This is a genomic window from Pseudomonas sp. PGPR40, assembly GCF_022014505.1.
Lineage (GTDB): Bacteria > Pseudomonadota > Gammaproteobacteria > Pseudomonadales > Pseudomonadaceae > Aquipseudomonas.
The window spans coordinates 74,769-98,637 of the sequence record NZ_JAKLSP010000006.1 but is presented as its reverse complement, the minus strand read 5'-3'; the positions used below and the strand labels follow the sequence as shown (position 1 = coordinate 98,637).

27 protein-coding genes are annotated in these 23,869 nt (G+C 56.0%); 12 read left to right on the top strand and 15 right to left on the bottom strand.

Features of this window, described 5'->3' with window-relative positions:
* Positions 1 to 49: 49 nt before the first annotated feature.
* The 4 genes from MEB48_RS07575 to MEB48_RS07560 all read right to left on the bottom strand — a co-directional run bounded on the left by MEB48_RS07575 (position 50) and on the right by MEB48_RS07560 (position 3,724).
* A complete protein-coding gene (locus MEB48_RS07575; RefSeq protein WP_237883320.1) occupies positions 50 to 772 on the bottom strand; it encodes a DUF2238 domain-containing protein in 723 nt (240 codons plus the stop codon).
* Positions 773 to 874: 102 nt separating this feature from the next.
* Positions 875 to 1,504, bottom strand: a complete 630-nt coding sequence (locus tag MEB48_RS07570) for a Vgb family protein (protein WP_237883318.1) — start codon at positions 1,502 to 1,504, stop codon at positions 875 to 877.
* A 37-nt stretch (positions 1,505 to 1,541) separates the two neighbouring features.
* A complete protein-coding gene (locus MEB48_RS07565; protein ID WP_237883316.1) occupies positions 1,542 to 2,762 on the bottom strand; it encodes a helix-turn-helix domain-containing protein in 1,221 nt (406 codons plus the stop codon).
* 107 nt (positions 2,763 to 2,869) lie between these two features.
* Positions 2,870 to 3,724, bottom strand: coding sequence for a LysR substrate-binding domain-containing protein (locus MEB48_RS07560; RefSeq protein WP_237883314.1), 855 nt, complete (start codon positions 3,722 to 3,724; stop codon positions 2,870 to 2,872).
* A gap of 95 nt (positions 3,725 to 3,819) precedes the next feature.
* Between MEB48_RS07560 and MEB48_RS07555 the strand changes: the two genes are divergently transcribed.
* Entirely contained in the window at positions 3,820 to 4,461 is a 642-nt protein-coding gene (locus MEB48_RS07555) for an FMN-dependent NADH-azoreductase (RefSeq protein ID WP_237883311.1), read from the top strand.
* 150 nt (positions 4,462 to 4,611) lie between these two features.
* Here MEB48_RS07555 and MEB48_RS07550 read toward each other — a convergent pair whose 3' ends face one another.
* Positions 4,612 to 5,499, bottom strand: a complete 888-nt coding sequence (locus MEB48_RS07550) for a LysR substrate-binding domain-containing protein (RefSeq protein WP_237883309.1) — start codon at positions 5,497 to 5,499, stop codon at positions 4,612 to 4,614.
* A gap of 152 nt (positions 5,500 to 5,651) precedes the next feature.
* Here MEB48_RS07550 and MEB48_RS07545 point away from each other — a divergent pair, with 152 nt between their 5' ends.
* A complete protein-coding gene (locus MEB48_RS07545) occupies positions 5,652 to 6,065 on the top strand; it encodes a tautomerase family protein (RefSeq protein ID WP_237883307.1) in 414 nt (137 codons plus the stop codon).
* A gap of 157 nt (positions 6,066 to 6,222) precedes the next feature.
* Positions 6,223 to 6,603, top strand: a complete 381-nt coding sequence (locus MEB48_RS07540; RefSeq protein ID WP_237883305.1) for a RidA family protein — start codon at positions 6,223 to 6,225, stop codon at positions 6,601 to 6,603.
* Between the two features lie 111 nt (positions 6,604 to 6,714).
* Here MEB48_RS07540 and MEB48_RS07535 read toward each other — a convergent pair whose 3' ends face one another.
* Positions 6,715 to 7,728: a GlxA family transcriptional regulator gene (locus tag MEB48_RS07535; protein ID WP_237883303.1), complete on the bottom strand. Its 1,014-nt coding sequence runs from the start codon at positions 7,726 to 7,728 to the stop codon at positions 6,715 to 6,717.
* 193 nt (positions 7,729 to 7,921) lie between these two features.
* On the opposite strand from MEB48_RS07535, the gene MEB48_RS07530 reads away from it, so the two are divergent.
* Positions 7,922 to 8,137, top strand: a complete 216-nt coding sequence (locus tag MEB48_RS07530; RefSeq protein WP_237883302.1) for a hypothetical protein — start codon at positions 7,922 to 7,924, stop codon at positions 8,135 to 8,137.
* A 99-nt stretch (positions 8,138 to 8,236) separates the two neighbouring features.
* On the opposite strand, the gene MEB48_RS07525 is transcribed toward MEB48_RS07530, so the two are convergent.
* Positions 8,237 to 8,971 (bottom strand): hypothetical protein, encoded by a 735-nt coding sequence (locus MEB48_RS07525; RefSeq protein ID WP_237883300.1) that lies wholly within the window; start codon positions 8,969 to 8,971, stop codon positions 8,237 to 8,239.
* 175 nt (positions 8,972 to 9,146) lie between these two features.
* Between MEB48_RS07525 and MEB48_RS07520 the strand changes: the two genes are divergently transcribed.
* A complete protein-coding gene (locus tag MEB48_RS07520) occupies positions 9,147 to 9,653 on the top strand; it encodes a YkgB family protein (protein WP_237883298.1) in 507 nt (168 codons plus the stop codon).
* A gap of 61 nt (positions 9,654 to 9,714) precedes the next feature.
* Here the strand turns inward: MEB48_RS07520 and MEB48_RS07515 are convergent, their stop codons facing one another.
* A complete protein-coding gene (locus MEB48_RS07515; RefSeq protein ID WP_237883296.1) occupies positions 9,715 to 10,596 on the bottom strand; it encodes a helix-turn-helix transcriptional regulator in 882 nt (293 codons plus the stop codon).
* A 256-nt stretch (positions 10,597 to 10,852) separates the two neighbouring features.
* Between MEB48_RS07515 and MEB48_RS07510 the strand changes: the two genes are divergently transcribed.
* From MEB48_RS07510 to phnE (MEB48_RS07495), 4 genes are read left to right on the top strand one after another with little or no spacing between them, the layout of a single operon-like run.
* Entirely contained in the window at positions 10,853 to 11,704 is an 852-nt protein-coding gene (locus MEB48_RS07510; protein ID WP_237883294.1) for a putative selenate ABC transporter substrate-binding protein, read from the top strand.
* Positions 11,701 to 12,498 (top strand): phosphonate ABC transporter ATP-binding protein, encoded by a 798-nt coding sequence (locus tag MEB48_RS07505; protein ID WP_237883292.1) that lies wholly within the window; start codon positions 11,701 to 11,703, stop codon positions 12,496 to 12,498. Before MEB48_RS07510 ends, MEB48_RS07505 begins: the two co-directional genes overlap by 4 nt.
* Positions 12,492 to 13,319 (top strand): phosphonate ABC transporter, permease protein PhnE, encoded by an 828-nt coding sequence (gene phnE / locus MEB48_RS07500; RefSeq protein WP_237883290.1) that lies wholly within the window; start codon positions 12,492 to 12,494, stop codon positions 13,317 to 13,319. The genes MEB48_RS07505 and phnE (MEB48_RS07500) overlap by 7 nt, the downstream gene beginning before the upstream one ends.
* Positions 13,316 to 14,083, top strand: a complete 768-nt coding sequence (phnE, locus tag MEB48_RS07495; RefSeq protein WP_237883288.1) for a phosphonate ABC transporter, permease protein PhnE — start codon at positions 13,316 to 13,318, stop codon at positions 14,081 to 14,083. The genes phnE (MEB48_RS07500) and phnE (MEB48_RS07495) overlap by 4 nt, the downstream gene beginning before the upstream one ends.
* Positions 14,084 to 14,367: 284 nt before the next feature.
* Here the strand turns inward: phnE (MEB48_RS07495) and arsN2 are convergent, their stop codons facing one another.
* Entirely contained in the window at positions 14,368 to 14,817 is a 450-nt protein-coding gene (gene arsN2 / locus MEB48_RS07490; protein ID WP_237883286.1) for an arsenic resistance N-acetyltransferase ArsN2, read from the bottom strand.
* 245 nt (positions 14,818 to 15,062) lie between these two features.
* Here arsN2 and MEB48_RS07485 point away from each other — a divergent pair, with 245 nt between their 5' ends.
* Together MEB48_RS07485 and MEB48_RS07480 are read left to right on the top strand one after the other, a co-directional pair.
* Positions 15,063 to 15,395 (top strand): carboxymuconolactone decarboxylase family protein, encoded by a 333-nt coding sequence (locus MEB48_RS07485; protein WP_237883284.1) that lies wholly within the window; start codon positions 15,063 to 15,065, stop codon positions 15,393 to 15,395.
* A 44-nt stretch (positions 15,396 to 15,439) separates the two neighbouring features.
* Positions 15,440 to 16,552, top strand: coding sequence for an alkene reductase (locus MEB48_RS07480; RefSeq protein ID WP_237883282.1), 1,113 nt, complete (start codon positions 15,440 to 15,442; stop codon positions 16,550 to 16,552).
* A gap of 132 nt (positions 16,553 to 16,684) precedes the next feature.
* Here the strand turns inward: MEB48_RS07480 and MEB48_RS07475 are convergent, their stop codons facing one another.
* The 5 genes from MEB48_RS07475 to MEB48_RS07455 form a co-directional block, all read right to left on the bottom strand.
* Positions 16,685 to 17,014 (bottom strand): thioredoxin family protein, encoded by a 330-nt coding sequence (locus tag MEB48_RS07475; RefSeq protein ID WP_237883280.1) that lies wholly within the window; start codon positions 17,012 to 17,014, stop codon positions 16,685 to 16,687.
* A gap of 63 nt (positions 17,015 to 17,077) precedes the next feature.
* Positions 17,078 to 17,776, bottom strand: coding sequence for a DsbA family oxidoreductase (locus MEB48_RS07470; RefSeq protein WP_237883278.1), 699 nt, complete (start codon positions 17,774 to 17,776; stop codon positions 17,078 to 17,080).
* 132 nt (positions 17,777 to 17,908) lie between these two features.
* The gene (locus tag MEB48_RS07465) at positions 17,909 to 18,682 is read right to left on the bottom strand and encodes an SDR family NAD(P)-dependent oxidoreductase (RefSeq protein ID WP_237883276.1); all 774 of its coding nucleotides are present in this window, start codon (positions 18,680 to 18,682) and stop codon (positions 17,909 to 17,911) included.
* 94 nt (positions 18,683 to 18,776) lie between these two features.
* Entirely contained in the window at positions 18,777 to 19,331 is a 555-nt protein-coding gene (locus MEB48_RS07460; protein WP_237883274.1) for an OsmC family protein, read from the bottom strand.
* 399 nt (positions 19,332 to 19,730) lie between these two features.
* Entirely contained in the window at positions 19,731 to 20,306 is a 576-nt protein-coding gene (locus MEB48_RS07455; protein WP_237883272.1) for a TetR/AcrR family transcriptional regulator, read from the bottom strand.
* A gap of 399 nt (positions 20,307 to 20,705) precedes the next feature.
* Here MEB48_RS07455 and MEB48_RS07450 point away from each other — a divergent pair, with 399 nt between their 5' ends.
* On the top strand, positions 20,706 to 22,052 hold the full coding sequence (locus MEB48_RS07450; protein ID WP_237883270.1) for a hypothetical protein: 1,347 nt from the start codon (positions 20,706 to 20,708) through the stop codon (positions 22,050 to 22,052).
* Positions 22,053 to 22,511: 459 nt separating this feature from the next.
* Here MEB48_RS07450 and MEB48_RS07445 read toward each other — a convergent pair whose 3' ends face one another.
* Positions 22,512 to 23,831: an outer membrane protein transport protein gene (locus MEB48_RS07445; protein WP_237883268.1), complete on the bottom strand. Its 1,320-nt coding sequence runs from the start codon at positions 23,829 to 23,831 to the stop codon at positions 22,512 to 22,514.
* Between the last annotated feature and the right edge of the window lie 38 nt (positions 23,832 to 23,869).

The window sequence follows — 23,869 nt, the reverse complement described above, 5'->3', positions numbered from 1 at the left end:
TCCAGACTTCTGAGCAATTGGCGGCTTATCGACATCATTCAATGAGAACTTATGAATTTTTTTCGAAGACATTCAATTGAGCATTTCGATGAAACAACCGTCGCCTGAACCAGACAACCAATAGCGTGAAGAAGGCACCTGCCACTGCCAGCGCCATGTCGGCCTGAGAGTCCCATGGGTCATTTTGTGCAGCGACAAAAGCTTTCGCCGTGTCTTTCCCCAAGTACTGCCCACCTATCCATTCCACGATTTCATAGACAGCCGAGGTCGACAGCACGATGTTCAGCGCGACAAAACCAACCCAGAAACCGCGCAGCGGCGTGATTCGAACAAGCACTTCCCGAATCGGATACACCAGCAAGAGTCCATACGTCAGATGGACCAGCCGATCGTAATGATTGCGTTCAAACCCAAAGGTTTTGTTCAGGCTGATCCCGGTCAAGGCTGAGCACCAGCGGTCGTAGGGCACCAGCGCATAGGTGTAGTGCGAACCCAGCTCATGGATACACAGAAAAACGAACACCAGGCTGATGGAAACGGCAGACAGACGGAACCGTCGGTAAACGCCCACCAGGACCATTACCAGCAGCAGGGCCAGCAGATTTTCCAGGACCCAATCCACTCGACTATGGGGTGAAATCCCCAGCGCTGCGACGATGAGAAGAAATGCAATCAACAGCGCCAGGTCGTATCGCGGATGCTCCTTGGGCGTCATGACCGGCAGAGGTCTGCTGTGAGTACTCAGGTCTTTTGCGCCTGGCGACTTGCTCATTGGGCGCCTTCTTCTCGAGTCTTTTAAATTCGAGACACGGCCGTTTCGCAAGTTCGTTTTTTCTGGGCGGGTTGCGGCCCGATACCCGCCCCCCCACGCTTATTAAGGCCGGCGCACCGCCCTCACCTTCCCGCTGTTGCCGCCACCACAGAAAAACCGGTCGTGGCCATCGAACTCAAGTCCCGAGACCCCGACGCCAACCGGCATCTGGATGCTCTCCAACACCTCGCCCGTTGCCGGATCGACTCGCCGCAACTCGCTCTCGTCCCCTTCCCAGGTGCCGTGCCACAGATCGCCCTCGACCCAGGTCACCCCGGTGACGAAGCGGTTGGACTCAAGGGTACGCAGCACAGCCCCGGTCTGGGGATCGACCTGATGAATCTTGCGCTCGCGATATTCACCGACCCAGAGCGTCCCTTCGGCCCAGGCCAGCCCCGAGTCGCCACCGCCGCCGGGCGCGGGGATGGTGGAGAGCACACGCCCGCTCTGTGGGTCGATTTTCTGGATGCGATCCTCGGCGATCTGAAACAGGTGCTGGCCGTCGAAGGCTGTGCCGGCATGGGCGGCGACATCGATCGAGCGCAGCGTCTTGCCGCTCGCGGGATCGAGTGCGTTGAGTTTGTCGCCGGAGGCAAACCAGACCTGCTGGCCGTCATGGGTGACGCCGTGCACGCTGTCGACGCCTGGAAAGGGTCCGTATTCGCGGATGATTTCGGCCGTTGAATGTTTCATGTCTTGCTCCTCATTCACTAGGGTGGTGAAGTCGATGCTAGTCACCCGGCAGCAATCCCGTGAGTAACAATACCGTCGCGAATTCCGGAACCTGCGGGGTCATCCAGCGACGCGCCCGGCCATGACCGAACGACTGCGCCTTGCCGGCAGCCGCCAGCGTGTCGAGAGCCCGTTGCACGGTGCGCTGACTGGCGCCGAGTGCTAACGCCAGGGCCGAACTCGACCACGACTCGCCGTCAGCGAGGAAGGCGAGCAGCGTTGCATGCGGCTCTTCGACAGGCCGCGCCAGCACCACGACGTCACGCGCAACGTGCGGCACCAGCGCAAACCCTCGCGGGGTTGCGACTACATCGGCGATCAAGTGCAGCGCCACGCGAAGCCGTCCGAGTTCGACGCGCAACCGCGCGCGATGGGAGTCATCCACGACTTTCATCCGAAAGGCTCGCGCAATCAGCGTCTCTCTCGGCACGTCGGCGGGCCACGCTTCGCCCAACGCCCGGGCGAGTGCGAACAGCACCGGACGCCGGGCGAGTGAAACCGACGAGCCTGCGTCGCGCACGACATACCGGCACGCGTCCACGACCAGCATGGGTGATGCCAATAACGCTTCAATTTCATCGAACAGCAGCGGCCGTTCCTGGCCACCGACAATCAGCCGCGCCGCCGGTGTGTCGAGGATGCGGGAGGCGCTTTCGATCTCTGCCGTCAACGCGGGGATACCGGCGTGTTGTGCAGCACGCTCGGCACGTTCAAGTGCAGCGCGCGCCATCTTTGTTTGCAGGCGGCGCATTGCGATGCCCGCCACGACCAGTTCATAGGTCGCCCTCGATGCGGGCGGTAATGGCGTCGGATCGAGTTCGGCGAGCCGGTGTTCGGCTTCGTCGAGGTGGCCGATCAGCAGCAAGCGGCGGATCTCGAGGTACCGCGCATGGGCGGCGTTGACCCAATCGCCGTGCGCCTGAAGCGTCGTCCGTGCGGCGTCGAGTGCCTTGGTCGGCCAAGTCAGGTCCCGGGAGGCGAGCGCGATCTCGGCCTCGGCGACGACACATCGCGCGCGAGCCAAGGCCTCCTTCGGCCCGAAGGCACGTACGGCGCTGCGTACCAGCGCCTTTGCGCGCACAAGGTCGCCCAGCTGCGCCATCGCGATGCCGCGAAGCGCGAGGGCTGGCGCATCGTCGCGCAAGGCGATGCGGTTCAGCGCGCCGAGGGGATCACCCGCCGCGAGCGCACGGGCCGCCGCCGTGATCAGCGAATCCATCTGAAGCGCGCCACCTGTCACCCCCACCGTCCGATGCCCGCTGATCAGTCTATCTCACGAAGCCGTCATGCGATCTGTAGCAGCTATCGAGCGCAGCCTCAAAATGCTCAAGCCCTTCGCGCAGAGCAATACTCCACAATGAGCTGAGAGAGCGCTGCCACGATCGCCTGATCCGCTTCAGCAGCGGTAAACAACCGAAACTGCGCATCCGGCAAATCCGGCAACCCTTGCTCCGCACCCAGCGCCGCCAGTCCCTGCCCCAATTGACTGACCGTCATCGGCGCCACCGCGAAACCAGCCAACGCCGCCGCCCGCAACCCGGCGGTGCTGGTGCAGGACATCGCCGTACGTTGGGCGATCCCCGCCTGAGCCAGCCGCCTCAACGCTATCTCACGATAGGGACAGGGCTCAGGAAACAGCGCCAACGGCAACGGTGTCGGTAACCGGGTGACGGGTTGCGCCGACCAGGCCCACACCAGCGGTTCTTGCCACAGTAGCAACCCCGCTCCGCTGGTTTCACACAGAGAACCGATGACCAGCTCAAGATCGCCTTGCTTCATCAGGTTCAGCAACGTGCCAGGAATACCCACCTGCACATCGATTTCCATGCCCGGGTACTGCGCCGCGAAATCCTGAAAAGCCCGCAGCAACCGCGCTTCGACAAAATCCTCTGACACCCCGATCCGCACCCGCCCGTGAAACGGCGTGCGCGTCAGTTGCGCCCAGGCATCACGGTTCAGCGCAAGGATCGTCCGCGCATAAGCGATCAGGCGCTCGCCATCGGGCGTCAAATGCTGGGAGCGGGTCGTACGCTTCAACAGTGGTTTACCGACCTGTTCCTCAAGTCGCCGTAAGTGACCGCTGACCGCAGACTGGGTCAGGTGCAGTTTTTCGGCTGCACGACTGAAACCTTCTTCATCGACGACCGTGACAAATGTTTTGAGCAGCAGAGCATCGAACATAGTTCTATACGTGATCAATGGCTAATTTATTCACGATTTATATTCCAGATACAACTATGTTGCAATGCGTCTATCTCACCCATCCGAGGCATTCCATGACCACCCTCCTGCATATCGAATGTTCCCCGCGCAAACAGCGGTCGGCCTCCCTTGAAGTCGCCCGCAGCTTCATTGGGCGTTATCAAGAAAACACCCCGGACACCGAAATCATCACCCTCGATCTTTGGAACATGGATTTGCCGGAATTCGACGCGCTGGCAATGGACGCCAAATACGCCGGGCTCAATGGCACGCCCTTGACCCCGGCGCAGCAAGACGCCTGGAACACCTTGAAAGATCTGGCCGCGCACCTGCATCGCGCGGACGTGCTGGTGATGTCCGTCCCGCTGTGGAATTTCAGCATCCCGTACAAACTCAAACACTTCATCGACCTGGTGTCGCAGAAAGACATCCTGTTCAGCTTCGACCCGGAACACGGTCTGCAAGGCATGCTGCACAACAAAACCGCCGTGGTGATGTACGCCCGCGGCCTGGATTTTTCGGCGCAGTCAATCACACCAGCGGAGCGCTTCGATTTTCAGAAGCCCTACGTGGAAGCCTGGCTGCAATTTATCGGCGTGAGCGATGTGCACTCGGTGATTGTCGAGAAAACCATCCTGGGGGAAGACATTGACCTTGGTGCGCGCAAGGCCGCGATCCAGCAGGCCATGAGGCTTGCAGATAGTCTCGTTAGCTGACTTCAAGTGCCAGTTAAGGATAAGTCGGATCTGTAGGAGCCAGGCTTGCCGGCGAAGGCGTTCTTAAGTGCGCTTTCGCCGGCAAGCCTGGCTCCTACGAAAAGCGGTTTGCTCGCTTAACTGCGACGGTTGAATCTGCGTTTGCGATCTTCAACCCGCAAAGCTGTCCTGTTCGGCCTGAGAAGCCAGCCAGATGCAAAACAGATCGAGTTTCTTGTTGGGGTCCGGACTTCGCTTCGCAATATAGGCGTAGTCACTTTGGTGAAAACCGAACGGTGCCACTAAACGTCCAAGACGAATGTCGTCGGCCACCAAATGCCAGGGGGCGACACAAATCCCCAAGCCGGAAATCGCCGCCTCCAATGTGAAATAGTAGTGCTCAAACTCCACCCCGGCCGGCGCGGTCGCCTTATATCCAATCGCGTCACTCCAACTGGCCCAGGCATTCGGGCGAGTTTTTGTGTGCAGTAGCGGATGCAAGAAAATAGAACTCAATTCAGTGAGGTGGATACGCGCAGATAACGCGGGTGACAGAACGATGCCCAATCTTTCAGGAAACAGCAGGAGGGTATTTTTTTGACCTTCAAGGACGCCCTGCTCAGCAGTGATCATCACGTCATAGCGGTCTCGGCCCGGATCGGTCGCGTGGACAAAGGAATTCAGGCAAATCTTGATCTCAGGGTACTTCGCATTGAAATCGAAAAGACGCGGAATCAGCCACTTGACTGTAAACGTACTGAAGCAAGACACGTCCAGAACACCCGTCGCGGTGTTTCTGATTCTGCTTACGGCGGCCTCGATCTGATCCAGCGCTGCCGTCAAATCCGGCAGCAGTTCCTTCCCGGCAGCGGTGAGCCGTGGTTTATTTTTTGTACCCTCGAACAGGTCCACCCCAAGGCTCAGCTCTAACTGGCGCACCTGACGACTCACGGCGCCTGGCGTGACAGAAAGCTCATCGGCAGCAGATGTCATTTTCCCCAATCGGGCAGCGGCCTCGAAAGAGCGGAGTGCATTTAAAGGAGGGAGGCGTCGTTTCATCAAGTGACTTTAACTCAATTACTTCGGGCGCATAAATCGATTTCCAATCGTGTCCCGGTTTTGGAAGATTGCCCAATGCACTCTTGCCTGGTTGCCTGTCCCGGTCGCCAGAATTGCAGGGGTGTATCCCAGATCAATTGAGAGAATCTCACATGCCATTCGTTCGAACAGCCGTCATCAAAGGCACCAGCCAGCAGCAACGTCAGCGCATCGTCGACGGCATTCACCAAGCGCTGATAGACAGCATTGGTATGCCCCCGGATGAACTGTTCAACCTGGTAGCGGACTATGACCGGGAACAATTTTTTTACAGCCGCACCTTCAATGGCGTCGCTCGTTCAGACAATCTGATCGTGATTGAAATTACGATGCGTAGAGGTCGAAGTGATGCCATGAAGCGCGAGCTCTATAAAAAAATTGCCGACAATCTCGGCGCTCAGGCACAGGTTCGTCCGCAAGACCTTTTCATCTTCATGCATGAGAATGACTATTCGGATTGGTCGGTGGGTTTTGGCGCGTTTGCAATGGCGTTAGTGCAACAAGCCGGTGATGCCTCTGCCGTGTAGAGGCCAACGCGACAAATCTGCTTGCCTTGAGGGTTTTCGACACTGATTCACCAACGGTCCGACGATGGGGCTGTAAACTGGCCGCTTGGCTGATTCAGCCCGCTGCCAGCTGCCCCATACACAACCGCCCTCTAACCCCTCAAGCAAGAGATCTCCCATGGCAAACCGCGACCTCATCTTCCTGCCCGACCCAGACCCGGAATCCATCTCATCCGACGTCGCCGGTTTCGGCGGCCTGCTGGTCTCCACTCAAATCCCCACCCGTGCCGACGGCAGCCTGGAGCTGGGGAGCATCACCCTGCAGAGTGAATGCACCCTGCAAGCGCTCAAGGTTGCGCTGGAACTAGCCGGCAGTTCCATGGACCGGGTTCTGCATCTGACCATCTATCTCACTGACATGGCCGACCGCGCCGCTTTCAACGAAGTTTACCAGCGCTTCTTCGCCAAACCGTGGCCGGTTCGCGCCGCCGTTGGCGTGGCGTCCCTGGCGGTTGAAGGGATGCGCGTGGAAGTGACCGCGATGGCGGCCAAGGGCTGAGTCTGCGGACGTGTCCGGTGACCGAGCTCCAGCGAGCGGCGGCCACCGGGCCATTCCCGGCAGCAAGTTTTTTGCCATCGGGAATCCTCGCCGGTACTCAAAAAGCGGCTTTTATTTGACTAGTCGTTTTTCCTTGGAAGGCCGGTAGCCGAAATACGAGCTATAGCACTTGCTGAAATGACTGGGCGACACAAAGCCACAGGCAACCAGCACGTCGACCTGTGACAGCTCTGTGTGCTGAAGCAGTCGACGCGCTTCGGTGATGCGCAGCTCCATGTAATATCGCTGCGGGGTTGTTCCGAGTTGTTCCTTGAACAAGCGTTCGAGTTGTCGCCGGGAACGGCCCGCGTAGACCGCCAGTTGCTCCAGTTCCAGCGGCTCTTCGAGGTTGGCATCCATCAGCTTGACCACCTCTCGCAACGGCGCGCTTACACAGATATTTTCAGCCGGTTTGATGCGTCGATAGCGAGACTCTTCGAAAGCAAGAATGTCCTCGATACCCTCGACCAAAGCTTTATCGTGTAGTTCTTTGATCCAGTCCAACGCCATATGAAATGCCCCAGAGGGGCTGGAAGCGGTGAGCCGGTCTCGATCGATGACATAAGGCTCACTGGTGACATGCGTCGCCTTGGAGATTTCCGCAAGTGCGGGACGATGTTCGGGGTGAATCGCGCAACGGTATCCATCGAGCAAACCTGCGCTGCCCAGGAACCATGCGCCATTCCACAACCCGGCCAGACTGACACCGTGGTCTGCTGCCATTCGCATCAGGCTGATGAACTCATCAGCCGCCTTCAGTTCTGTCCTGTAGCCACCGCAAATGACCAGCAGGTCCAGGTTGTGAATGGCTGAAGAATCGATGCGCGCATCCGGCCGAATGACCAGGCCCAGATCGCTGATGACCTCCCCCTCATTCAAGCCGAACGTTCGGGAAGAGAACAACCCGGGGCGCAGCAGATTCGCGGTAACAATCGTATCCAGTGCCTGGGTGAAGGCAGGCAGCGAGAAATGCTCGAGCAGCAAAAAGCCCGCCCGAGTCATTCGAGCAGGCTCACCAGTGTTTTCATTCAGATAGCGGAGGTTTTTGCCCTTCATGCCTCCGCTGAATTGACGTCGTTCGATCAATGTTCGACCCACTCGGTTACGTTAACCAACCTGTCATTTGGTGCGCTGATAAAGCGTCATGCTACCTGCAGAAACTCGAAAAACCCTAGCGCCATTATGCAACGATCAGGCGGTTTGCCGGGGACGAGACGTTGAAAAACCCGAACTCCATCCATACCGCTGTATCCAATGTATAGGCCAATGGAGGTGCGATATGAACAATGATGACCGTGTTAATGACGACGAATCAGAAACGACCTCGAACGCCCCGCCTGCCGAGACGTCCGGCAAACCCGTCGATGTGGTCGAAAGAGAACTTGAGGACAGCGACGCCGAAAGTTTGGATGAAGCACGAAACCAGGAGCGGGAGGCTGAAGAGCTCAGGCAAAAAATAGCGGAGATAGAACGTAAGGTGGCGGACGGTAATTAGCAAAATGCCGGAGGGGCGAGATCCTCAAATTGCCTGTCGACAAGTGGTCAGTCGCCTCTCGGGAGGAGTAATGGTCATTATCGCGGTGCTGTTGTTGGTTTATTGATCATAACGAATGTCACTGATATCGATAGCCACCAGCAGCTGCGACGCGATCGCACGATTATTCGCGTCACGGCGATAGGCCCTGCGCTTGCTGGGCATATGGAGCCCCTGGGCTTGGACATAGTCGTGAACGTACTGGGCAGCGGGAAATCCGCCACTTACGTCGACGCTATAGTCGTGCCGGCGCAGCAGAAAGTCTTCACCAAAGTAGAAATCCTGTACCGGACAGTGCGTGACCACGCTCTGCGCAAAATGCACCCGCAAACGACGCCAACGTTGGTCGTCCTCCTCCCAAGGCTCGATCTCTTCAACCCTGACACCCGGCAAGATGAACAGAAATGGCATCGTCATGTAAGACCACAGCGCGTAACCGTTGAAGTACGCCCGGTGAAGCGGATCCCAAGGTGTCGTTTCTCCGTGATCACGGAAAGACTCCCGCGGATCCGAGCGCTCCGCCACCACCTGGCCATCCGTGGTTTCAATCGCGATTCGATCGGGCGTGTACGCCGTACGCTGGTTCGGGGCTCCGAAAGGCATCACCGACGCTCTCTGCTCATGCAGCCAGACAGTCATCTGACGCGAGTCGCTATCCTGGGTCAGCCCCTTCATGCCCCACAGTGAACCGCCGGTCACAATGCTGGCGCTCACCGTGTTGAACCTGTTCCAGCGTTCTTGCCCGCCATGGGCTATCAAAACCCGTTCCAGTAGCTCGCAGCTCTGTTCGTTCATGGCGATAACCCTCTTCGTTTCTGAGTCGGCCCACCCGCGTGGTTTAGACGATCTGCACTGAACGCTGTACGTTCAGAACCCAAGAGAGCGAAGGCTGAGGCAACAATATCCCCACGCCCAACGTCTATCGCGTGGGCTTTGAAACCCCTTGGCCAAACCTCTGGAAGCCCACACCATGAACGTCTTGAACATTAACAATCCTAGCAACAGCCTATCCAACAGATTATCGCTCGGGGTTAAAACCATGGCGATTGGCACCTACGGTGCTTACTTTGCACTCGCCATTATCTATTTCTGGTTCGGCGGCATGAAATTCACCCATTACGAGGCGCAGGGGTTGGTTCCGCTTGTGAGCAACAGCCCTCTATTAGGATGGACTTATGACATTTTCAGTGTAGATATCTTTTCTCGCTTACTCGGCGTCCTGGAGATCTCGATCGGTGCTCTTATTGCGGGTCACCTGCTATCACCCAAGCTTTCTTTGGTGGGTGGAGCGTTGTCTGCCGGACTGTTTTTCACGACGTTGACCTTTATGTTCTCGACACCCGGAGTGGTTGAACCCGGCCTCGGTTTTCCAGCCATCACGGTTGCTCCGGGCCAATTTCTCCTCAAAGACATAGGGTTGCTTGCCGCTTCCATATTCGTGGCAGGCCATTCTCTGACCAAGTTGGAAACCCGTTGAACTGATAACTTCCCTCCAGGGGTGGCCTGAAGCAGTCCGATGCTTTCAGGCCATTTCCTTGTCAGATACTGTCATGATCACGATCCAGGCTCAGGGGGATATCAAGAGCGCTCCGCCCCTCTCCCGTCAGCGATTTCATCCAGTCCCGGGGGCTGCTGCCCGTCTTGCGGCGAAACGCACGAGCAAGCGCTGAAGGACTTTCATAACCGACTTCGTCAGCGATTAGCGTGATCGGTCGGCCTTCACGCAGGCGTTTCTGCGCGAGGCTGATCCGCCAGCTCAGAAGATAATCCGCGGGTGTCTGCCCGATAACGGATCGAAAATGCGCGGCATAGGCGGCGCGCGACATGTTCGACTCACTCGCCAGCTCTGCAACTGACCAGGCACGATGGGGTGCGTTGTGCAACTGCACCAGAGAACGCACCAGCCGCGAATCGGCCAATCCCGCCATCATTCCGGTACTTAACGCCTGGTGGTCGAGCAGATGTCGCAGCAGCAAGATGATCAGTAGCTCGAATAAGCGATCAAGCATTGCTTCCCTGCCACAATGTCCGGATGCCGCCTCACTGAACAACCATCTCAATGTATCGGCCAGCAGCGGCAGCTCATCCAGGGACAGCACCAAAAGTTCGGGTAACGAAGCAGACAATGGGTTACCGACACCACCATCAAACTCCATTGACGCACACACTAGTCGAGCCCCCACGGGCTCACTCGGGATTAGTTGATGCCGGCTTGGGCGTGGCAGAAAAATCAGACTGGGACGGGTAAGTAGCAAGTCGCTGCCATCGGGGCCGCGTAAAGTGATGTGACCTGCCTGCAGCAGGTGAATATGGCCGCGCTGGTCAGCGCCATCGTATGACGCCACACCGCAAAGCTTGCCACTGTGAAACAGGTTGGCGCGGACGCCGAACTGTGACAACAAAGTAGACAAGCGATCCATAGGGAAACTCATGGCAAGATATAGACGATCAATATCTTATCATCGATAAAACACTGGACGGCTCATCCAATCCGAAACTTAACTCTAGTGTCCGGGCTGATGTGCCGTAGATCGTTTTGTACCCTTCGCTACAGGTTGCAATTGGGCCAAAACCGGTCAATATCGCTCCTTTCGTCTACCCTCACAAAGCGCCAGGCAGCCATCAGCGTGTGCTTGGCGTCTCGACATTCTTTCGTTAATACACCGGAGATTTTCCATGCTCAAGCGCACCCTGGCATTGGCCATCGGCTTGACCTTGTCTTTTTGCACCCTGCTGACGCAGGCCGCCGATACGCTGAAAGTCAGCGCGATTCCCGATGAAGCCCCTACCGAACTGCTGCGCAAGTTCAAGCCGCTTGGCGCCTATCTGGAACAACAGTTGGGCATGAAGGTCGAATTCGTGCCTGTGAGCGACTATCCGGCCGTGGTCGAGGCGCTGGCCACCGACCGAATCGACCTGGCCTGGCTGGGTGGCTTCACGTTCGTGCAGGCACGCCTGAAAACCGGCAATGCCATTCCGCTGGTACAGCGCGAACAGGACGCCCAATTCACCAGCAAATTCATCACCGCCGACCCTGCCGTCAAGTCCCTCGCCGATCTCAAGGGCAAGACCTTTGCATTCGGCTCGGTGTCCTCCACGTCGGGCAGTCTTATGCCGCGCTACTTTATGCTCAAGGACGGTATCAAGCCTGAAACTTACTTCAGCCGAGTCGGCTACTCCGGCGCCCATGACGCCACTGTCGCCTGGGTCCAGGCCGGCAAGGTGGACGCCGGGGTACTGAACGCCAGCGTGTGGGAAAAACTGGTCGCTGCCGGCAAGGTCGACACCACCAAAGTCAGAGTGTTTGCAACCACCCCGGCCTACTTCGACTACAACTGGACGGTGCGCGGGACCCTCGACCCAGCACTCGCGGCCAAGATTAAGGCTGCCTTCCTGGCTCTCGATCCGGCGAAGCCTGCGGACAAGGAGATTCTGGATCTGCAGGCCGCCAGCCGATTCATCGAAACCAAGCCTGAGAACTACAAGGGCATCGAGGAAGCCGCCCTCGCCGCCGAACTGCTCAAATGACATTGCGTCTGACCCAGGTCAGCCTTACCCACGCCAACGGCGTCCATGCGCTGCGTGGCGTGGACCTGCACATCGGTGCAAGCGAACAGGTGGCCATCATCGGCCCGTCCGGCGCGGGTAAGTCGAGCCTGCTCAATCTACTGGCCACCGCCCTGCGACCGGGCAGCGGCGAGCTGCAAGTGCTCGGCGAGCGAGCCTGGCAGCTTTCTGCCCGTCAGCGTCAGCGTTTGCGGGCGCGCATCGGCCTGATCCATCAGTCGCCTCCTCTGCCACCGCGCCAGCGCGTGGTCACCGCGGTTCTGGCCGGAAAGCTGGGACAATGGGGGCTGGGCAAGAGCCTGTTGAACCTGTTGCATCCACTGGATATTCCGGGCGCACGCGCGGCATTGGCCAGGCTAGACCTGAGTGACAAATTGTTCGCGCAATGCCAGCAACTGTCCGGTGGACAGCTACAGCGCGTGGGTATTGCCCGCGTGCTGTATCAAGCACCCGAGGTGTTGCTGGCCGATGAGCCGGTATCGGCCATGGACCCGGTGTTGGCCCAGCACACGCTTTCGGTGCTCTGTCGCCATGCCCGGCAGCACAACGTCACCCTGGTCGCCAGCCTGCATGCGGTGGAACTGGCCTTGGCGCACTTTTCCCGCATCATCGGCTTGCGTGATGGACAGATCCTGTTCGACCTTGCGGCCAGCGAAGTTGATGGAGAGTTGCTCGACAAGCTCTACGCCAACGAACAACTGCAATCCCCACCGATTGCTCCGGTGCCCTTGAGTGTGCAGATTCCGCGATGCTGACCCGTGATACCCGAGATCCTGCCGCCCTGCCCCGCCTGCTGTTCACCTTGCTGGCCCTTGCCTTGCTGTGGCCGGGCATCCAGTTCAGCGAGTTGGACCTCAGTGTGCTGGTGGCGAGTGATAGTCAGAGTGAGATGGGCCGGTTTGTCTCAGCCTTCTGGCCACCGGCCCATGGCGAGGAATTCATTGAGCTGTTGTTGCAAGCCACCCTGCAGACCCTGGCCATCGCCACGGTCGGCATGGCCCTGGCGTTATTGTTGGCAGTCCCCGCCAGCCTGCTGGCCAGCCGTGCTCTGTCGCTGTCTGCCGCCTCTCGCGCCGGCCATCCGAGCTATTGGGGTCAGCTACTGCGTTGGCCTGTACGTGGTTTACTGATCTTCCTGCGCAGCGTGCCGGAAATCGTCTGGGCCCTGCTGTTCGTGCGCGCCGTCGGCCTCGGTCCGACCGCCGGGGTACTGGCCATTGCCATTACCTACAGCGGCATGCTGGGCAAGGTCTACGCGGAAATTTTCGAGTCGGTCGACCAGCGCCCGGTCCATGCGCTATTGCAATCGGGCAGCGGTCGGCTCGCAGCCTTTTTCTACGGGATCCTGCCCAATGTCGCTGCAGAGCTGCTGTCGTATACGGTGTACCGCTGGGAATGCGCCATCCGCGCCTCGGTGGTGATGGGCTTCGTCGGTGCCGGCGGTCTGGGCCAGCAAATGGATCTGTCGTTGCGCATGTTCGCCGGCGGTGAAGTGGCCAGTTTGTTACTGACGTTTCTCGTATTGGTACTGCTCGCCGATCAACTCAGCCGACTGCTGCGCTGGAGGCTGACATGAATCGCCTGATCAACCTGGCACTGCTGCTCTGCATCGTCGCAGCGGTGATCGCCTCGTTCAGCTACCTGGGCATCGACCTCGGTGAACTCGGCGGCACCGGCAATCTGAAGCAGATGGGTGCTTATGCGCAGCGTTTTCTCAGCCCGGACCTGAGCGCCGGCCATCTGCAAGCCATCGGCCACGGCGCCCTGGAAACCATTGCCATGTCCGCCCTGGGCACCCTGCTCGCGGCGGTATTCGGTCTGCTATTGGCATTGCCCGCGGCCGGGCGCTTCGGCTGGCCATTGCAGAGCGCGTCGCGCCTGGTGCTCAACGCCTTGCGCGCGGTTCCGGAACTGGTGTGGGCCGCGCTGATGGTCCTTGCCGCCGGTCTCGGCCCCAATGCCGGTACCCTGGCATTAGCCCTGCACACTACGGGCGTGCTCGGCCGGTTGTTCGCCGAAGCGCTGGAAAACACCCCACCAGAACCCGCCGACGCCATCCGCTTGCAGGGCGGCAACGCCGTATGGGCTTTCTGTTACGGCACACTGCCCAACCTGTTGCCGCAGCTACTGGCCTACGTCCTGTACCGCTGGGAAAACAATATCCGCATGGCCAGTGTGCTCGGCTTCGTCGGTGCCGGTGGTTTGGGGCAAATGCTCTATGTCAGCCTCAGCCTGTTCCAGGAAGCTCAAGCCAGCACGGTTATTCTGGCCATGCTGCTACTGGTATTCGCCGTCGATACATTGAGCAGTTGGAGCCGTCAACGCTGGGTCAAGGCTTGACTGCTTTCGGCGCCCGGCAATCGTTCAGTGGGTCTTCGAAGCTATGCGAACCCGAGGAACGACAGGATAACCACGACGATCACAACGACCCCAACGATGTAGATGATGTTGTTCATGAAGGCCACCTCTCAACCTGGACAGGACTGCGATACGAGGGTGCTACAAATACAAGGTACTGCACCTTTGCGCGCAATTCCATTCGGAACAGACAGAGGCCCCGCTCTCGCCGAAACCTTGGTTTGACGCCAGGGCAAAGGGCGACGGATTCGTTTTCCCTGAACGGGCTACTTCGAAACCACCGCGGTGCCTAACGACTTTCGTAAATAGGCTGCCGACGCAGGACACAAATGCTTGAACTGGGCGGTTTGGCGAATGGCGAGCGGCGCTTCATCCTTATCGAAAATTTCATACCCATTGGTTGTAAAAAATCCAGTAGCGCTTTGAGTTAGCAAGTGCAACCGAAGCGCACCCTGGGAAGCAGCATATCGTTCCAGCTCAGACAGCACAGCTTTGCCCAGCCCTTTCCCACGATACAACTCACAAACGACCAGTGAGCGAAGCAGTATGTCTTGACCAGCCCCCTCCAGTCCGCCGTACGCGATCCATTTTCCGTCCATCTCAAAACGGAAAAACTGCCGACCCGGGTCGCTTACATCATCAAAGGGCAATGCTGCTTGACTCAGAGCCTCACGGAGCTGAATCAATCCGTTCGCCTCGATTTTAAACATCTGCATTATCAGTCCTTCTACAGCCCCCAAAACCCTCAAGGCTAGCAGACTTGGCCGCTGCAGACTTGACGCCTGTCGACGATGCAGTAGTTGCCGCGTTCTGTTGCCAAAGAGAGACTATCCAATCTTCGATTGTGTTGATAGTAACAATCAGCACGAACACGTTGTTAGCCTACCAACTGGATGGTAGCTTGTTGGCAAGTTTTAAACATCACTGTAACAACCACCATCCACATCCCTGTGAGAATCCCATGCAAGATTGGAAGCAAACTCGTAAAGACATCAACACTCGTCTGGTAGATCTCAACGGCCTTTCTCCGGAAACAATGAAAGGCATGGCGTCACTCGGCGCTGCAGGCGCCAAGACCAATCATCTGGATGCGAAGACTCGCGAGTTGATTTCCCTGGCCGTGGCCGTGACCACCCGCTGCGACGGTTGCATCGCCTTCCACGCCGCCGAAGCAAAGAAAATCGGTATTACCAGTGAGGAAATCGGTGAAGCGCTTGGCGTAGCCATCAACATGAACGCAGGCGCCGCGCTGGTCTACAGCACACACGTGCTGGACGCATTCGATAAGTCATAAATCAAACGCTGGCTTTCAACCTGTCAACGACGTCGAGTTTAATCATGAATAAGTTGTTCACCCCTTACGATCTGTCCGGTACCGCCTTGGCCAACCGTGTTGTCATGGCTCCGATGACCCGCACTCGGACTCTGGAAAACATCCCAAATGAATTCACCGCGCTGTATTACGCTCAGCGCGCAACCGCCGGCCTGATCATCACCGAAGGCCTGCCGATTTCCGAAGAAGCCCGCGGCTATCTGTACACCCCGGGTATTTACGCCGATGAACACTTGCCAGGCTGGCGTCAGGTCACCGATGCGGTGCATGCCAAGGGAGGGAAGATTTTCGCGCAGTTGTGGCACGTCGGCCGTATGTCCCATGTATCGGTACACCCGGATAACGCGGTCCCGGTTTCTTCGGGTACGCAGCCGGCGGTCGACACCACGGTTTACGCATGGATCGAACCGGGCAAGTCCGGCCATGTGCAACCCAGCGTGCCACGTGCATTGGAGACGAACGAAGTAAAACGCGTTACCGCCGACTTTGTGAAGTCTGCGCGCCTGGCGATGGAAGCAGGTTTTGACGGCATCGAAATCATGGCGGCCAACGGCTTTCTGTTCGACCAGTTCCTCAGCAGCGCCCTGAATACCCGCACTGACCAATACGGTGGCTCAATCGTCAATCGCCAGCGTTTCCTGCTCGAAACCATTGACGCGATTGCTGATGAAATCGGCAGCTCGAACGTTGCCGTGCGCTTTTCGCCATTTGGTCGCCTTTATGATTTTGGTGTGTACGAAGGCGAAGAAGAGACCTGGATGAGCATGGCGGCAGCGCTCAACGAACGTGAGTTGGCGTACGTTCACCTGAACTATCAACCGACCATCCTCGCCGCCCAGACGCCGCCTGGTTTCGGTGCCGCGTTTCGTGAAGCCTACAAAGGCACGTTGATGGCGGCCGGCGGATTTACCCAAGCCCTCGCTGAATTGGAACTGACTAAAGGCGAGCTCGATTTGATCGCCTTCGGCACCGCCTATATCGCCAACCCCGATCTGGTGGAACGCATGCAGTACGGCTGGCCATTGGCTGAGGGAGATCGCACGACCTATTACGGGGTGAGCGACACGATTGCCAAGGGTTACACCGACTATCCGGCATATGCCGCGGGCGCATCCTGATATCCCATTTCGAACGTTAAGGAGCACACCCTGCCACGCGGTACCATCAAAGGCATTGAAGGCGTTTTTACCGACCAGCAGAAAGCCGAGGTTATCCAGAAAGTGGCATTCAATGCTGAACAGCGGATCTGGTTACACGGCCTCTTCCAACTCCGCAAGAACCGCTTTTTTCAGCGCTGCAACTGAACGGGACCCGGGCATGACCCGGAGCAACCGACCCTCGTGAAACACCGCCAAGGATGGCACTGCACGGATGCCGTACATCTGCGAGATCGTCGGAGACACCGCCACATCGATCTTTCCAAAAGCCGCCAAGGCGTGGAGCTTTTCTTCCAAGGCATGAAAGACCGACTTCATCTCCTGACAAGGCTTGCACCACGACGCGGAAAACAGCACGACGCTGCTGCCTTTGGCAACAAAACGGGCGAACTGTGGGGCACTCAACTCAACGATACGGCTCATTTTTGCCTCGTTTTCTATGCTACTGGAAAGCGGCACTACTCAGTGCCGCACACCTTCCGCCGATCAAGTCTTGCAGCCATCTATACCGCAGATCTGGCCGATGAACGCGTCATCCTCAGTCTTTGACTTCGCTTGCAGCTTATTCAGCGCTTCAAGAAACGCGGCCTCGGGCTGAGCACCGGATAATGAGAAGGCATTGTCGAATACAAACAAAGGAACACCCGAACCCAGTTGCGCGGCGATCTGTTCGTCCTCCTCCATCTCTGCGCGCAATTCAACGGATGACCACGCCAGTTGAATTGACTCATCCGATACACCTGCTGCCTTGGCAATAGTGTTCAGGCTGCTGCGATCAAACAATGACTTACCATGGGTCGTACTCTGCTCATACAGCGCCTCCACCAGACGCTTCTTCGCTGCCGGATCTTCAACTGCCTTGACCAATACGTGGGCATCAGCGGTGTCGCCAAACAGCATGGTGTCAAAACGGTAATCCAGCTCATCAGCTTGGCCATATTCACTGACAGTGCTCATCATCGCGGCAGCGAAGTCCGGGTTTCCAAGCTTGCGCCCAAGAGCCGCAACCATAGGCTCTGGTGCCTGATTCGCCGCCAGACGATAGGCCCTGACATTTACCTGCACACTGTCTTTTTCAGGAAAACGCTCCAGCGCTTTCTCGAAGCGACGCTTGGCAATCCAGCACCAAGGGCAGACAAAATCAGACCAGATATCCACTGCATATTTTTTTGAAGGGGTTTGCATAATTCATCCTGCACCAAAATTAATAGAGACCGCGTTGCCAGCGTTTCAAGCAAATAGTTGAATCCAGCCAAAGGGTGACGACAGAAAGCCCCCCCAACGGGGACTTTCATCAGGCCGCGCTTGCCGATGTGGTCAGGCACGTACCGCCATGACGCCGGCGTCCACATCCCAGATAGCACCGGTCACCCAGGACGCCTTGTCGGAAAGCAGGAACAGGATGGTGTTAGCCACATCTTCGGGAACACCGACTCGCCCGAGTGGGTGGAAAGCGTTAAGCGACTTCATTGCCTCCGGGATCGCCTCTTTGTCCATGAAACCCTCGTAGATCGAGGTATGGACGATCCCTGGCGAGACTGCATTGACCCGGATTCCGGAGTGGGCCAATTCAATGGCCAAGTTGCGGGTCAATGCATGCAGCCCCGCTTTGGCCATGGAATAGGCCGATGCCGGTGAACCGGCCAATGCTGCCTGTGCACCAATGGAGCCGACGTTGACTATCGCCCCTTCGCGCTTGGCGGCAAGCATGTTCTTGACCACGGCTTGCGTAATGAAAAAGGTCGCCCGGTTGAGCGACAGGTACATGTCGTACTCGGCTTCGTCGTGATCAGTGAACGGCTTGGGAATAAAAATCCCGGCAGCGTTCACCATCAGGCTGATATCGCTGTGGTGGGTGTTGATTTCCTGCCGAACGGAATTCATGCCCTCTTCAGTCATCAGGTTGGCGACGATCACGGACACAGAACCCAGCGGGCTCAATTCGCGGCGTGCAGCCTCGGCCTTATCCTGCTTGCTTCCGGTAAGCACCACGCTACCGCCCGCCTTGAGAACCATGCGGGCCGTTTCCAGGCCCATTCCGCTGGTGCCACCGACGACTAACAGTTTTTGACCTTTAAAGAAATTGCTCATTTCATCAGTCCTTCTGATCAAGATTTAAAACTTGGCACCAGGACGACTCATCGCCTGCTGGTGCGTGGAGAGTCTGAACAACGGATCGGCGAAATCAGCCTTCACGAACTTCGAGGGTGGGCACCATACGGATGGCTTTCGAGAAGTTTGCGTAGTTGACCGACGTCTTGAGCACCACTTTGTGCAGTTCTTCAACGCGCTCACGGGAAGCGTCGGTGTGCAGGCGAATAACCACACTTACCTCGTCGTAGCCTGGGTTGACACTCTCTTCAATACCCAGAAAACCGCGCAAGTCGAGGGTGCCATCCGTCTCGATTTCCAAGCTATGAATCTTGATACCCATCATTGCGGCGTTGGCGGCATAACCGACCGACATGCAGGCATTGAGTGCTGCCATCAACAGTTCCTGGGGGTTAGGCGCGGTGTTCTGGCCCAGCAATTCATTTGGCTCATCGGCCACGATTTCAAAATCGCGTGAGTAGGTTTGACCTGCCAGGCTGTAACGGCTGACTTTCGCGACTGAGCGAGTCTGGTGCTCCCATTGGGTCTTGACGTTGAAACTTGCCTTGCGCTTGGTCACATCCTCAGCAACGCCTTGGGCAAATTGCTGGAGTGCGGCTACGTCGATACCGTTCAGGTTGTTGCTCATTTATTCAATCCTCTTTGGATGGACCAGGCGTTTGACCGCCCGAAAGAGACACAACCCTACCAACTAGTAGGCAGCCATTCAAGATATCTTTAAACCTATCCCCAGCTGCCGAACAAACGCACCCGCGACCCGGCCTGCCTGGAATACGTAGACATCATTATTAAAATATAGGGTTTGCCATCTTATTGGTTATAGCCTTTCCACCTCAGGCCATAGGCATGGGCAGATATCCGCAGCACAACCGGGAGACGAGACAGGCTCTCGTCAGTCCAGTACGCGGGAATAAAATTCAGGAGGTGAGCGATAAGCCGCTGGAGCCACTTACTTGGCAGGAACAGCAGACCGAGCTGGCGATGGCAGAATCGGTCGTCTCATGAAGCAAAAAAAGCGGGTCGGGCATTAGTGGCGCGGTTCGGCCACCCGAAGTCCATCTAAAATGAAATCGAATCCAGAAGAACGGTCGTATTGGTCGTTCAGCGCCCAGGATACAAAGCTGCCACCTTCCAGCGTATTCAGGATGACTCTGGCGATCTTCACGCCGTCCAGCTCAGCTTTGAGCTCCCCTGCCGCTTGGCCTAGAGCGATATTGGCCTGAAGCCAGTCGAGATGGATTTCGAAAAAATCCCGCGTCATTTCCTTTAAGCTTTGCGGCAATGCCAGTAATTCCGCGGCCAAGGCGCCACAGAGCGGCAACATGCCGTTTTCACTGCTTTGCGCAAACATCAGGGCGAAGGCATCGAGACGTTCAATAATGCCGGAATATTCATCATTGATAACCTCCAGCTGCTTCTTGTACCGGAACAGGTAGCTCTCAACAATGGCAATTGCCAGACCTTCCTTGGTCGGGAAATGATGGTGAATACTCGCCTTCTTGATGCCGATGTCAGCCGCGAGATCCGCGTAACTGAAAGCTGCATAGCCCTTTGTACGCAACAATAGTTCAGCGGTGGTCAGAAGGTCGGAACGTGTACTCATGATGCCGTATCCAAATTTATCAATGCCGTATCATATCTGCATAAGACAGCGCTCAGGTAGCTCACATTTGAGCCACCAATGCACGTTTTCACAATGCCTAGACCAAAAGCGGCCTCCCAAAGCCAAGGGTTACACTCAGTTTCCTCGACCACCTATTGATCGTCGTCTGTCATCGGCTAGTGGTATTGGCGTCAAAAAAACAGAAGTCGCGCGATTACAGCTGAGGGGTTGGGCGTGAAAATAGACCTATGATTTATATAGAATTTTAAAAAAAGTCGGAATTGGCAGCGCAGAGTTATCTACAGACCTCTATTATTTCGTTATCGCCGAATTCGGTTTAATCACTGTTATGTGCCAGCGACAAAGCAAGCCCTTAATCAATAATTATAGGAGAGTAACATGTCGATAAAAAAAAGAACTGCCTTACTCGTGCTGGCTTTTAGCTTTTTCGGAGTGACAAGTTGTGCCAACATAAGAAACTACTCAGAAATCTCGAGCGAAAGAAACAAGAGTATCGTTTCTGATATTGACTATTATGACTTTGCGTACAATGTAGATGTTATTGTTCTTCCGGCAGAAATAAAAAACAAAGAAAATGTATCCATTGACAATAGTTTTTCAGGTGAATTGCAGATTTCAAACTGGGGGAATGCTATCAAGAATGCGACCCAGAAGGAAATTCATAACAGTGATCGCTTTATCGAATTTGGAAATTACAGTGGCCGCATTGAAATAAGCGCAGAAGTATCTTCAGTGTCTATAAGCAACGCCTGGGGTGGAATCCGATCGAAGTGCAATGTTGTTTACACCTATAAGGATTTAGTGGCAGGAAAAACACTCGCCAAGCATGATAGTGCCATTGAAATAATGACACTCTCCCCTACCGTACCAAAATCAAGTAATAGTTTCGTTTACAGCTTTGACCAGCTTACATATGCCATTGCTCGCGAGGCAATTATTGGTCTCATTCGGTTGCCGCCTATTGCTGATATTCAGCTAACACAGAAGCAAGTGAAATTTTATAACTCGAACATCAAAAGAAAACCCAACCAAATCATTAGCTACGTTCCAATTGACAATCTTATCCGCAAGAACAAACAGAAACTGAACTCTGCTGTTCCAACAATTAAGAAAATGCAAAAAAACAGTAATAAATTGGCAAAGAAAAACAAATCAAAAGTTAAAGTAGAAACCGCCTCCGCTCCCGCCACCCTCACAGCTAGTGATACACCCACCGCAGACACCGTTAAATCGAGTGAAAGCTCTGTCAATCCCAACTCAAGCCAGGCTGCGACTGAAACTAAAAATGACGATAGAAGCTTAAGAGGCATTGCTGGTTCATCGGAGCACTTGAAGGATGGCACCGTTAAAAACGACGAGCCCACTTATGACGGCAGTGGACATATAGCCACTCCGGGGCACTATCAATCTCATGACGAGGTATCGGCAGAGCAAGAAAAAGCAATGGACGCATGGATTAAGGAGGAAAACGCAAAGTTACAGGGGGCGACTGGCAATGCCGCTTCACCTACCGGGCACACAACCATACCGCGACTCTATCAGCCTCAAAACAAGGTGTCGGCAGAGCAAGAAAAAGCAATGGACGAATGGCTGAAAGAGGAAAAGGCAAGGTTACAGGGAACGACTGGTAATGCCATTTCACCTACCGGGCACACAACCATACCGCGACTCTATCAACCTCAAAACAAGGTATCGGCAGAGCAAGAAAAAGCAATGGATGAATGAACAAAATGGCAATAAAGCAAACTCCGCAGCCAACGCCAAAGAGTGCGGATCGGAAAATCGGAGTCATAGACCTGGCTATTCAAACTGTCACCGCATGCTGCGCAACAACAGTTTACGACATCCATAGAAGAACTAAAAACGCACAACAAACAAAGGCAGCGGACGCGTTCCGCACCGCTGCCTTTAATGTTATGGGGGCGTAATGTTTATTAGGATTTCAGCATATCTTTCGCGATAGTGTGAATCGCCCCTAGTTTCGTAGACGTTTGCGAGCGTCGGCGATAGGTCCAGAGTGTGTAAAAACGCTTCGCCAAAATTGAAGTGTGCGTGCCTACTGAAATTTATCGGCACGTCAGCAGATGTGGATTTCGCGTGGAAGTGCGATTTCCAGTCCAGTTTTGAGTACCGGTCGTGCTCAAAAAACGTTTTTACACACCCTCGGTCGATCGTCACCGGCGATCAGTACCGATAGGTTGCCTGCACTGCAATTCCATTCGCACTATTTTCGTAATTGGCACTGTATTCCGGTTGAAGACCGGAGTTGTTCGAGTGCTTTACGGAAACTTTGGAATCCCACAGATAACCATAAGCAAAGTCTATCGTCAGGTCGGGGTTCGGCGAATAAGCGCCGCCCAAGGTCACGGCCTGGCGATTCCCGACCGGAACGCGCACGCTGCGATCGGCATTTCTGATAGGCGACGGATCATAGGCGTAGCCTGCGCGCAGCAGCCATTGTTGGTTCAATTGCCAGGATGCGCCAATTGCGGTGGACCAAGTGTCGCGCCAGTTCATTTCTTCGGTCACGCGTCCCAGACCAGCCGCCTGACCCAGGGGGGAAAGACCGCTGTTGACTGCCTCGACCTTCTTGATCCGGCTCCAGCGTTTCCAGGTGGTCCCCAGGTATCCCGTCCAGCGACTATCGAAATGATGGGTGATGGACGTATCCACTGATTCGGGCATCGTAAGATCTAGCTTGGCGTCATACTTTCCGTCCAGCGGGATAACGCTCGGGGAGCCGGTAACTTCAGTATGCCCTTTGAGTTCATAACTCACCTTCGAGTGATAGTTAATCCCCCAACGGGTCGCATCACTCAAGTCAAACAAGACGCCGATGTTGTAGCCAAGTGCCGTGTCATCGCCTTTAATGGTGACCAGTGTGTCTTGGCCGTTGTTCAGGGCACCGGTGGCCAGGTAATTCTGAAGCTTTGCATTGAAACGGTTTATGGTCGGTCCGCCACCAATGGACACGTAATCATTGATTCGATAGGCAATGGTGGGCTGCAGGGTTATTTCCTTGGTCGTGCTGTAGGAGCCATGGTAGCGGCCCTGAAAAGAGCCCTCGTAATCATTGATCAGACCACTCGGAGCATAGAGGCCCAGACCAATCGAAAAACGATCATCGAGCGGCGTAGACATATAGGCGAAAGGAATGGCCCCCAAAGGTACCGAGTCCCCCTCATTCGTTCCTGGGGCACTGCTTTGTGCATTACTGATATCGTCGCTAACCGAGACCACCGCTGCCCCGCCGGAAATTTCACTGCGTTTCAACTTGGTCAAGCCTGCAGGATTTCCAAAGATCGTGCTGGCATCCAGCGCGGAGGATGATCTTCCCGCATAAGCAGTTCCCGCACTGCTTGCACTTTGTTCGTTTAGAGCAATGCCATTGGCACCTGCAATAGAAGAGGCGCTGAGTAGTGCCATGGCACTGGTGAACTTAATCCAGACAGCGCACTTTCGCTGTGCAGAGAGACACGGGATCACACGGCTATTCAGTTTCATTTTCCACCTCTTGTTTATTGTTTTTGTTGATTGCACGC